10 protein-coding genes are annotated in these 9,806 nt (G+C 59.0%); all 10 read left to right on the forward strand.

Translation table 11 applies throughout. The features are described 5' to 3' along the window. The first annotated feature begins 52 nt into the window (after nucleotides 1-52). The 10 genes from D8U18_RS26250 to araH all read left to right on the forward strand — a co-directional run bounded on the left by D8U18_RS26250 (nucleotide 53) and on the right by araH (nucleotide 9,697). The gene (locus D8U18_RS26250) at nucleotides 53-691 is read left to right on the forward strand and encodes a TetR/AcrR family transcriptional regulator (protein WP_034149949.1); all 639 of its coding nucleotides are present in this window, start codon (nucleotides 53-55) and stop codon (nucleotides 689-691) included. Nucleotides 692-829: 138 nt separating this feature from the next. Beyond that, nucleotides 830-1,798 carry a radical SAM protein gene (locus D8U18_RS26255; RefSeq protein ID WP_056855926.1) on the forward strand — a complete coding sequence of 323 codons (969 nt, stop codon included), beginning with the start codon at nucleotides 830-832 and terminating at the stop codon, nucleotides 1,796-1,798. Nucleotides 1,799-2,023: 225 nt separating this feature from the next. Further along, nucleotides 2,024-2,632, forward strand: a complete 609-nt coding sequence (locus D8U18_RS26260) for a DUF4823 domain-containing protein (RefSeq protein WP_056855925.1) — start codon at nucleotides 2,024-2,026, stop codon at nucleotides 2,630-2,632. Between the two features lie 16 nt (nucleotides 2,633-2,648). Next, nucleotides 2,649-3,209 (forward strand): DUF1285 domain-containing protein, encoded by a 561-nt coding sequence (locus tag D8U18_RS26265; RefSeq protein ID WP_056855924.1) that lies wholly within the window; start codon nucleotides 2,649-2,651, stop codon nucleotides 3,207-3,209. A 187-nt stretch (nucleotides 3,210-3,396) separates the two neighbouring features. Further along, entirely contained in the window at nucleotides 3,397-4,113 is a 717-nt protein-coding gene (locus D8U18_RS26270; RefSeq protein WP_056855923.1) for a FadR/GntR family transcriptional regulator, read from the forward strand. 44 nt (nucleotides 4,114-4,157) lie between these two features. Beyond that, nucleotides 4,158-5,033 (forward strand): SMP-30/gluconolactonase/LRE family protein, encoded by an 876-nt coding sequence (locus D8U18_RS26275; protein ID WP_056855922.1) that lies wholly within the window; start codon nucleotides 4,158-4,160, stop codon nucleotides 5,031-5,033. Between the two features lie 125 nt (nucleotides 5,034-5,158). Then, complete coding sequence (locus D8U18_RS26280) at nucleotides 5,159-5,977, forward strand: SDR family oxidoreductase (protein WP_130907211.1); 819 nt, start codon at nucleotides 5,159-5,161, stop codon at nucleotides 5,975-5,977. A 127-nt stretch (nucleotides 5,978-6,104) separates the two neighbouring features. Next, entirely contained in the window at nucleotides 6,105-7,109 is a 1,005-nt protein-coding gene (locus tag D8U18_RS26285; protein ID WP_056855921.1) for a substrate-binding domain-containing protein, read from the forward strand. Nucleotides 7,110-7,174: 65 nt separating this feature from the next. Further along, nucleotides 7,175-8,716, forward strand: a complete 1,542-nt coding sequence (gene araG, locus D8U18_RS26290) for an L-arabinose ABC transporter ATP-binding protein AraG (protein WP_130904423.1) — start codon at nucleotides 7,175-7,177, stop codon at nucleotides 8,714-8,716. Nucleotides 8,717-8,728: 12 nt separating this feature from the next. Beyond that, entirely contained in the window at nucleotides 8,729-9,697 is a 969-nt protein-coding gene (araH, locus tag D8U18_RS26295; protein ID WP_056856300.1) for an L-arabinose ABC transporter permease AraH, read from the forward strand. Nucleotides 9,698-9,806 lie beyond the last annotated feature (109 nt).

Here is a 9,806-nt window from a genome sequence, read left to right on the forward strand (position 1 = left end):
AAGTTAGGCATAATACGCGGCTTCGAATTTTGACCCCTACAGACCTTTTCTTATGCATAAAGAACCTCGTAAGGTCCGTGAGTTTCGTCGCCGCGAGCAAGAAATTCTCGATACCGCGCTCAAGCTGTTCCTCGAACAAGGTGAAGACAGTGTCACCGTCGAGATGATTGCTGATGCCGTCGGTATCGGCAAAGGCACGATCTACAAGCACTTCAAATCCAAGGCCGAGATCTATCTGCGCCTGATGCTCGATTACGAGCGCGATTTGAACGAGTTGTTGCATTCCGCCGATGTCGATAAGGACAAGGAAGCCCTGTCGCGGGCCTACTTCGAATTCCGCATGCGCGATCCGCAACGTTATCGCTTGTTCGATCGCCTGGAAGAAAAGGTGGTCAAGGGCAACCAGGTCCCGGAGATGATCGAGGAGCTGCACAAGATCCGTGCCTCGAACTTCGAACGACTGACCCTGTTGATCAAGGGCCGGATCAGCGAAGGCAAGCTCGAAGACGTGCCGCCGTACTTCCATTACTGCGCGTCCTGGGCGTTGGTGCACGGCGCGGTAGCGCTGTATCACTCGCCGTTCTGGAGCAATGTGCTGGAAGATCAGGAAGGGTTCTTCCAGTTCCTGATGGACATCGGTGTGCGCATGGGCAACAAGCGCAAGCGCGACACCGACACCCCGAGCAGCTGAGCCATTCAGCAGCCTTATTGCCCCATGATTTCGCTACATGAGGCAGTACCGCAGGAATATACTCAGGCATAGGACTTGCTAAAACTTGATTTGTGAGTCAAGTTTTAGCAATCCGAATATCCTTTCGCCGGAGTGGCCATGATCGTTGACCGTCAAGGCAGGCGTTTTCGCAATTTGCGAGTCAGCCTGACATCAGCCTGCAATTACGCCTGTACCTACTGCGTGCCCAATGGCAAGCGGTTGGTGGCTGCGCAGGATGAACTGTCGGCAGAGGCCATGGCGCGTGGTGTGGCCTATCTGATCGAAGCGGCCGGCATCGAGCGTTTGCGCATCACCGGTGGCGAACCGCTGGTCAGCCCCAAACTCGAAACCTTCATGAATGCGGTCGGGCAGATGGGCCTGCAAGACATCAGCCTGACCACCAATGGTCAGTTGCTGGCGAAGAAACTGCCGCTGTTGGTGGATGCAGGTATTCGGCGCATCAACGTTTCCCTCGATACCCTCGACGCCAGCGCCTTCCGCAGCATTGCCCGTGGCGGCGACCTGGCTACCGTGCTAGACGGCATGGATCAGGCACGCAAGGCCGGCATGAAGATCAAGGTGAACATGGTGCCGCTGCGCGGGCAGAACCTCGATCAGGTGATGCCGTTGCTCGATTATTGCCTGGAGCGGGGTTATGAGCTGCGCTTCATCGAGTTGATGCGCATGGGCCACCTGGCCAGCGACTCCAATGGCTTTCTGCAACAGTTCGTCAGCCTGCAGCAATTGCTGAGTCTGATCGGCGAGCGTTATGAATATTTGCAGGCCGATGCGCCGGTGGATGCGACGGCGGTGCGCTACGAGATTCCCGGGCTTGGGCATTTCGGCGTGATCGCCAATGAAAGCGTGCCGTTCTGTCGGACTTGTTCGCGCTTGCGTCTTTCCTCCACAGGATGGCTGCATGGCTGCCTGTCGTCGAGCAATCGCCACTATGTCGGCGATCTGCTGGACAAGCCGCGCCATCAGGCGTTGCCGGCCTTGCAGCGATTGCTGGTGAAAGCCCTTGGGGACAAGCAGGAGGTGGCGTTCTCAGGTGGCGCTACCGTCATGAAGATTATCGGCGGCTGATTGATCCCTGTGGCGAGGGAGCTTGCTCCCGCTGGGGTGCGAAGCAGCCCTAAATGATCAAATACACAGTATTCCTCAGTATTTACGACTGCTGCGCAGCCGAGCGGGAGCAAGCTCCCTCGCCACATGATCAATCCGGAAATATCCGTGATCGCAAGGAATGGCGCAAAATCTGCATCCCACGGCCATTCGCCGGTTTTCCGTCACCGGCCTCTGGAGGATAGGATGCGTAGCCTGGTTTTGCTGCTGGCCGTTTTGGCGCTCGGTGGCTGCATGAACGTCAGCGATATGGCCGAAGGGACTCGCTACCATATGAGCGATGCAGGCCTGCTGGATCACAGCGACAGCCGCCGCGTGAACAACCTGCGCATTCAGCCGGACTCGTTCGTCTACATCGCTCAGGGCGCGTTCGTGCCGCCGGGCAGTGCCGTGTACCCTCGGCCAAACGTGATCGCCGAAGTCGCCTTCGACGGCTTCATCGAATACTTTCCGATGGTGCGCCGCGCGCGCGTGCCGGAAGGCCTCGATCAGGCGATGAGCGAAGCCCGTGCCCTGGGTGCGCATTATCTGCTTTACACGCGATTCGCCAAATCCGATGACCGCATCGGCAACTCCGATGAGTGGCTGGATCAGGAAGCCGTGGATCGCCTTGGCGTCGATACCGGCGTGATTCAAATCATGTTGATCGAGACCAGCACCCAGTATTTGATTGATACTGCACGTATCAAGAGTCGTGGCGGTTTGCTGACGTTCCACGACGAAAAACCCGAAGACCTGATGGGCCCGCCGCTGGAGCAATATGCTCGTGGCCTGTTGGGCCTCAGCGATCAGTAATTTCAAGGAGAACGCCATGAGTGGCCCGCAAAAAGCCAACGACCTGTTGGGGCAAATCCCCAAGACCAAAGGCTTGCCACCGGTCCACTTGTGGAATCCTGACTTCTGCGGCGATATCGATATGCGCATCGCCCGGGACGGTACCTGGTACTACCTGGGCACGCCGATTGGACGCAAGCCGATGGTCAAGCTGTTCTCCACGATCATTCGCCGCGACGGCGATGATTACTTTCTGATTACCCCGGTTGAAAAGGTCGGCATTAAAGTCGATGACGCGCCGTTTGTGGCGATTGCCGTGGACGTGGAAGGCGAGGGTGAACAGCAGGTTTTGCGCTTCACCACCAATGTCGACGAAACCACCGAAGCCGGTGCTGAACACCCGATTCGCGTGGTGATTGATCCGCTCACACAAGAACCCGCGCCCTATGTGCATGTGCGCACCAATCTCGAAGCGCTGATCCATCGCAATGTGTTCTATCAATTGGTGGAACTGGCGGTGAGCCGTGAACTGGACGGGCAGCGTTGGCTGGGTGTTTGGAGCGGCGGCGAGTTCTTCCCCATTGGCCTCGAGCCCTGACGCAAAACCCTGTAGGAGCGAGCCTGCTCGCGATGAGGTCGTGACATTCAACATCCTGGTTGCTTGTTACATCGCCATCGCGAGCAGGTTCGCTCCTACTGGGGGGTGTGTGTTCAAAAAATCGAATTGACAGCCAATCATATGATGATTAGCGTGGACATCCATTGCGAACGGCTTTGAGGTGTCCATGTCCAGCAGCTTTCATGCGTCGACGGTCGATTGGCTGGGTTGCTGGATCGCGACCGGGCAGATCAAACCCGGGGAAACGCTCAAGGTCGAAGCCGATCTCGGCGAGCAGCTCGGGGTCAGCCGCACCGTCATTCGCGAAGCCATCAAGACTCTGGTTGCCAAGGGCATGCTCGAAGTCGGGCCGAAAGTCGGCACGCGGGTGTTGCCGGTGCGGCGCTGGAATCTCTTCGATCCACAAGTCGTAGGCTGGTTGTCACGCAGCGGATTGCCGGAAAACTTCGTCGATGACTTGCTCGACCTGCGTCGCACCATCGAGCCCATGGCCGTGCGCTGGGCTTGCGAGCGGGCGAATGCCGAGCAGGTTAAAGCCGTGCTGCTGGCCTACAACGCGCTGGAAAGGGCGGTGGAAAGCGGTGTCGATTACAACCGCGCGGATCAGATATTCCATGAGTGTATTCTTGCCGCCAGCCACAACCAATTCATTGAACAAATGATCCCGGCCCTCGGTGCGCTATTGGCGGTGTGTTTCGAAGTGTCCGCTGCCGACCCCGACGAACTGCGCCGCACCTTGCCCATTCATAAAGACATGGCCGATGCCATCGCCGCCCGGGATGCCGCGCGGGGCGTCTGGGCTTGCATGACCCTGATCGATAACGCCGACCTGGCGATCAAGCGCTATTACCCGCAAGTCATGGCCGATAAAAAAGCGGGCTGACAAAAAGCACCACGGATAAAAACAATAACAATGCAGGAGGTTTCATGACGTTGACCGCGGTCACCGAACACCGGGCACAGCTGGGCGAAGGCCCCTTCTGGGATGCGCCGACCCAGGCGTTGTACTGGGTGGATATCGCCGGCAAGCAAGCGTTGCGGCTGATCGGCGCGAATGTGCAGATCTGGCAGATGCCGGAGCATGTTTCTGCGTTTATCCCCTGTGAAAGCGGTGATGCTCTGGTGACGTTGAGCAGCGGCGTGTACCGCCTTGATCTTGATTCCCCAGGGCTCGAGCCGCGGCTGACGCTGTTGTGCGTTGCCGATCCGCAACCGGGCAACCGCGCCAACGAAGCCCGCTGCGATGCTCAGGGTCGGCTCTGGCTTGGCACCATGCAAAACAACATCGGCGAACAGGGCGAAGACTTGCCCATCGAGCGCCGCTCGGGCGGGTTGTTCCGTATCGATAGCGATGCGCGGGTGACGCCGTTGCTGCGCGGATCAGGCATTCCCAACACGCTGCTGTGGAGCGATGACGCGACCACCGTGTATTTCGGCGACAGCCTGGACGGCACGTTGTATCGGCACTTCATCCGCACCGACGGCAATCTTGAGCCCGCGCAACCCTGGTTCGGCCCTCATGCACGCGGCGGCCCGGACGGCTCGGCGATGGATACCGAGGGATTTATCTGGAACGCCCGCTGGGACGGCAGCTGCCTGCTCAGGCTGACGCCGGACGGCAAAGTCGATCGGATAATCGAATTGCCTGTCAGCCGTCCGACCAGTTGTGTGTTCGGCGATGCCGATCTGAAAACCCTGTACATCACCAGTGCCGCGAGCCCGCTCGGTCACCCGCTGGATGGGGCGGTTTTAGCGATTCGGGTGGACGTGCCAGGAAAGCTGTGTACTCGGTTCTCGGGATAAATCCCTAAATATGGGATGCAAATATATATATTGAGATTATCTGCGGGCCGGGTTTATAGTCGGCTCCATCAGTTACACGCACTCACACTTAAAAAAACAAAACAGGTGAAGTGATGCAGCGATCCATGGCTGAACCCCTTTCTTTACCGGCGGCGCCCACTCCGCCCAAGGGCGAGCGTCTGAAAAACAAGGTAGTGCTGCTGACCGGCGCCGCCCAGGGCATCGGCGAGGCGATTGTTGGGTCTTTTGCGTCGCAACAGGCCAAGCTGATCATCAGCGATATCCAGGCCGGGAAAGTCGAAGCAGTCGCCGCGTATTGGCGAGGCCAAGGGGCTGATGTGCTGGCGATCAAGGCCGACGTTTCGCAACAGCAAGATCTGCATGCCATGGCCAGACTGGCTGTAGAACGTCACGGTCGGATCGACGTGCTGGTCAACTGTGCCGGGGTCAACGTGTTTCGTGACCCTCTGGAAATGACCGAAGAGGACTGGCGCCGCTGCTTCGCCATTGATCTCGATGGCGCCTGGTTCGGCTGCAAGGCTGTATTGCCGCAGATGATCGAGCAAGGCGTCGGCAGCATCATCAACATCGCGTCCACTCATTCTTCTCATATCATTCCGGGCTGTTTTCCCTATCCGGTGGCCAAGCACGGCTTGCTCGGCCTGACCCGTGCCCTGGGGATCGAATACGCACCCAAAGGTATCCGGATCAACGCCATCGCCCCGGGCTACATCGAGACTCAATTGAACGTCGACTACTGGAACGGTTTTGCCGATCCACGCGCTGAGCGTCAGCGCGCTTTGGAATTGCATCCGCCCAAGCGCATCGGCCAGCCGCAAGAAGTGGCCATGACGGCTGTATTCCTGGCCAGTGATGAAGCGCCGTTCATCAACGCATCCTGCATCACCATCGATGGTGGTCGCTCGGTGATGTACCACGACTGAATGAACGGATTGAGGTGGAAAATTACGCCTGAAATCCAATCATCATACGATATGACTATTAGTAGTACGGCTACACCGCCTTATGGCTTTCAAAGAACGCTCAAGAAAAATAACAAGGAGTCAGCTTATGAATCGTCGTCATGCCATCCGAACCCTGTGCTGTGCCGCCCTGGCGGTTTCGGCGGTCAGCCTGAGCAGCACGCTGCTGGCGGCTGAAGAGGTGAAAATCGGATTTCTGGTCAAGCAAGCGGAAGAGCCCTGGTTCCAGACGGAATGGGCGTTTGCCGAAAAGGCCGGCAAGGACAAGGGCTTTACCCTGATCAAAATCGCCGTGCCGGACGGCGAGAAAACCCTGTCGGCCATCGACAGCCTGGCGGCCAACGGCGCCAAGGGTTTCGTGATCTGCCCGCCGGATGTGTCACTCGGTCCTGCAATCATGGCCAAGGCCAAGCTCAACGGCCTGAAAGTGATTGCTGTGGATGACCGCTTTGTCGATGCCAGCGGCAAGTTCATGGAAGAGGTGCCGTACCTCGGCATGGCCGCCTTTGAAGTTGGCCAGAAGCAGGGCAGCGCCATGGCCACCGAGGCGAAAAAACGCGGCTGGGAATGGAAAGACACCTACGCGGTAATCAACACCTACAACGAACTCGACACCGGCAAGAAACGCACCGACGGTTCGGTCAAGGCGTTGGAAGATGCCGGCATGCCAAAAGACCATATCCTGTTCGCCGCCCTGAAAACCCTCGACGTACCGGGCAGCATGGACGCTACCAACTCGGCGCTGGTGAAACTGCCGGGCGCGGCGAAAAACCTGATCATCGGTGGCATGAACGACAACACCGTGCTCGGCGGCGTGCGTGCCACGGAAGCCGCCGGCTTTACCGCAGCGAACGTGATCGGCATCGGCATCAATGGCACCGACGCCATCGGCGAACTGAAAAAGCCCAACAGCGGCTTCTTCGGTTCGATGCTGCCGAGCCCGCACATCGAAGGCTACAACACCGCCAGCATGATGTACGAGTGGGTCACCACCGGCAAAGAGCCGCCGAAATACACGGCGATGGACGACGTAACGCTGATCACCCGCGACAACTTCAAGCAGGAACTGGAAAAGATCGGCCTGTGGAATTGAAGGCTGGTTGATTTCATCGGCGGCCTCGGCAACGGGGCCGCCCGTTCTGTGTGAAGAGGTGGGCTATGCACGCGCAAACACAAATACAACACAATGCAGGCGGCAGCTTGCGCTTCAACGGGATCGGCAAGACCTTTCCCGGGGTGAAGGCGCTGGACAACATCAACTTCGTCGCTCATCCGGGGCAGGTTCACGCCTTGATGGGCGAGAACGGCGCCGGCAAGTCGACGCTGCTTAAAATTCTCGGCGGCGCTTACATCCCCAGCAGCGGCAATCTGCAGATCGGCGAGCAGACGATGGCATTCAAATCCACCGCCGACAGCATCGGCAGTGGCGTCGCGGTGATCCACCAGGAGCTGCACCTGGTGCCGGAAATGACCGTGGCGGAAAACCTGTTTCTCGGACATTTGCCGGCCAGTTTCGGCCTGATCAATCGCAGCACGTTGCGTCAGCAGGCATTGGCCTGTCTCAAGGGCCTGGCCGACGAAATCGACCCGCAGCAGAAGGTCGGGCGGTTGTCGCTTGGCCAGCGGCAACTGGTGGAAATCGCCAAGGCGCTGTCCCGTGGCGCCCATGTCATAGCTTTTGACGAACCCACCAGCAGCCTGTCGGCGCGGGAGATCGATCGCTTGATGGCGATCATCGGCCGCCTGCGCGATGAAGGCAAAGTGGTGCTTTACGTTTCTCATCGCATGGAAGAAGTGTTCCGTATCTGCAACGCGGTGACGGTGTTCAAGGACGGCCGTTACGTGCGTACTTTCGAAGACATGCGCGAGCTGACCCACGATCACCTGGTCACGTGCATGGTCGGTCGCGACATCCAGGACATCTACGATTATCGCCCGCGCCCGCGTGGCGCGGTGGCGTTGAAGGTCGACGGCCTGCTCGGCCCGGGTCTGCGCGAACCGGTGAGCTTCGAAGCGCACAAAGGCGAGATCCTCGGGTTGTTCGGCCTGGTTGGGGCGGGGCGCACGGAGCTGTTCCGGATGCTCAGCGGCCTGGAACGCAACACGGCAGGGCGCCTGGAGTTGCGCGGTCATGAGCTGAAACTGCGCTCGCCCCGCGACGCGATTTCGGCGGGGATTCTGCTGTGTCCCGAAGACCGCAAGAAGGAGGGCATCATGCCGCTCTCCAGTGTTGCCGAGAACATCAATATCAGTGCACGCGGCGCCCATTCCACCTTCGGTTGCCTGTTGCGCGGCCTGTGGGAAAAGGGCAATGCCGACAAGCAGATCAAGGCGCTGAAAGTGAAGACGCCGAGCGCAGCACAGAAAATCATGTACCTGTCCGGCGGAAATCAACAGAAGGCCATTCTCGGCCGCTGGCTGTCGATGCCGATGAAAGTCCTGCTGCTCGACGAGCCGACCCGTGGCATCGACATCGGCGCCAAAGCCGAGATCTACCAGATCATCCATAACCTGGCGGCGGACGGTATTTCGGTGATCGTGGTGTCCAGCGACCTGATGGAAGTGATGGGCATTTCCGACCGCATCCTGGTGCTGTGCGAAGGCGCGCTGCGTGGCGAACTGAGCCGCGAACAGGCCAATGAATCCAACTTGCTGCAACTGGCTTTGCCGCGCCAACGCGCTGACGGCGTGGCGAACTGAGAGGTGACTATGATGACAACCCAAAACGAAACCCTGCCGACTGCGCGCAAACCCCTGGACTTGCGGCGCTTTCTCGATGACTGGGTGATGCTGCTGGCGGCCGTAGGGATCTTCGTGCTCTGCACTTTGCTGATCGACAACTTTCTTTCGCCACTGAACATGCGCGGGTTGGGGCTGGCGATTTCAACGACCGGGATCGCGGCGTGCACCATGTTGTATTGCCTGGCGTCCGGGCACTTCGACCTGTCGGTGGGATCGGTGATCGCCTGCGCCGGGGTGGTTGCGGCGGTGGTGATGCGCGACACCGACAGCGTGTTGCTGGGCGTCGGCGCGGCGTTGGTGATGGGCCTGATCGTGGGTCTGATCAACGGTATCGTGATTGCCAAGCTGCGGGTCAATGCGTTGATCACCACGCTTGCAACGATGCAGATCGTCCGCGGCCTGGCGTACATCTTTGCCAACGGCAAAGCGGTGGGCGTTTCCCAGGAGTCGTTCTTCGTCTTTGGTAACGGCCAACTGTTCGGCGTGCCGGTGCCGATCCTGATCACGATCGTCTGCTTCCTGTTCTTCGGCTGGTTGCTCAACTACACGACCTATGGCCGCAATACCATGGCCATCGGCGGGAACCAGGAAGCGGCGCTGCTGGCCGGGGTCAACGTTGACCGGACCAAGATCATCATCTTCGCCGTGCACGGTGTCATCGGTGCGTTGGCCGGGGTGATCCTCGCCTCGCGCATGACCTCCGGACAGCCGATGATCGGCCAGGGTTTCGAGCTCACGGTGATTTCTGCGTGTGTGCTGGGTGGGGTTTCGTTGAGCGGCGGGATTGGCATGATCCGGCATGTGATCGCCGGGGTGCTGATTCTGGCAATCATCGAGAACGCGATGAACCTGAAGAACATCGACACCTTTTACCAGTACGTGATCCGCGGCTCGATCCTGTTGCTGGCGGTGGTGATCGACCGTCTCAAACAGCGCTAACCCCTCAGCTGATCGTTCCCACGCAGAGCGTGGGAACGATCATCAACAGTGCTGATTCCTTTGTAGTAGAGAGCTTTTGTGGCGAGGGAGCTTGCTCCCGCTGGGCAGC

Origin of the sequence: Pseudomonas sp. Sample_10 (assembly GCF_004321495.1) — a bacterium.
Classification (GTDB): Bacteria; Pseudomonadota; Gammaproteobacteria; order Pseudomonadales; family Pseudomonadaceae; genus Aquipseudomonas.

Coding starts and splice junctions, on each gene's coding strand:
- D8U18_RS26270 (WP_056855923.1), top strand. CDS start 3,397: ATGTCCAGCAGCTTTCATGCGTCGACGGTCGATTGGCTGGGTTGCTGG.
- D8U18_RS26275 (WP_056855922.1), top strand. CDS start 4,158: ATGACGTTGACCGCGGTCACCGAACACCGGGCACAGCTGGGCGAAGGC.
- D8U18_RS26260 (WP_056855925.1), top strand. CDS start 2,024: ATGCGTAGCCTGGTTTTGCTGCTGGCCGTTTTGGCGCTCGGTGGCTGC.
- D8U18_RS26265 (WP_056855924.1), top strand. CDS start 2,649: ATGAGTGGCCCGCAAAAAGCCAACGACCTGTTGGGGCAAATCCCCAAG.
- D8U18_RS26255 (WP_056855926.1), top strand. CDS start 830: ATGATCGTTGACCGTCAAGGCAGGCGTTTTCGCAATTTGCGAGTCAGC.
- araH (WP_056856300.1), top strand. CDS start 8,729: ATGACAACCCAAAACGAAACCCTGCCGACTGCGCGCAAACCCCTGGAC.
- D8U18_RS26280 (WP_130907211.1), top strand. CDS start 5,159: ATGGCTGAACCCCTTTCTTTACCGGCGGCGCCCACTCCGCCCAAGGGC.
- D8U18_RS26250 (WP_034149949.1), top strand. CDS start 53: ATGCATAAAGAACCTCGTAAGGTCCGTGAGTTTCGTCGCCGCGAGCAA.
- araG (WP_130904423.1), top strand. CDS start 7,175: ATGCACGCGCAAACACAAATACAACACAATGCAGGCGGCAGCTTGCGC.
- D8U18_RS26285 (WP_056855921.1), top strand. CDS start 6,105: ATGAATCGTCGTCATGCCATCCGAACCCTGTGCTGTGCCGCCCTGGCG.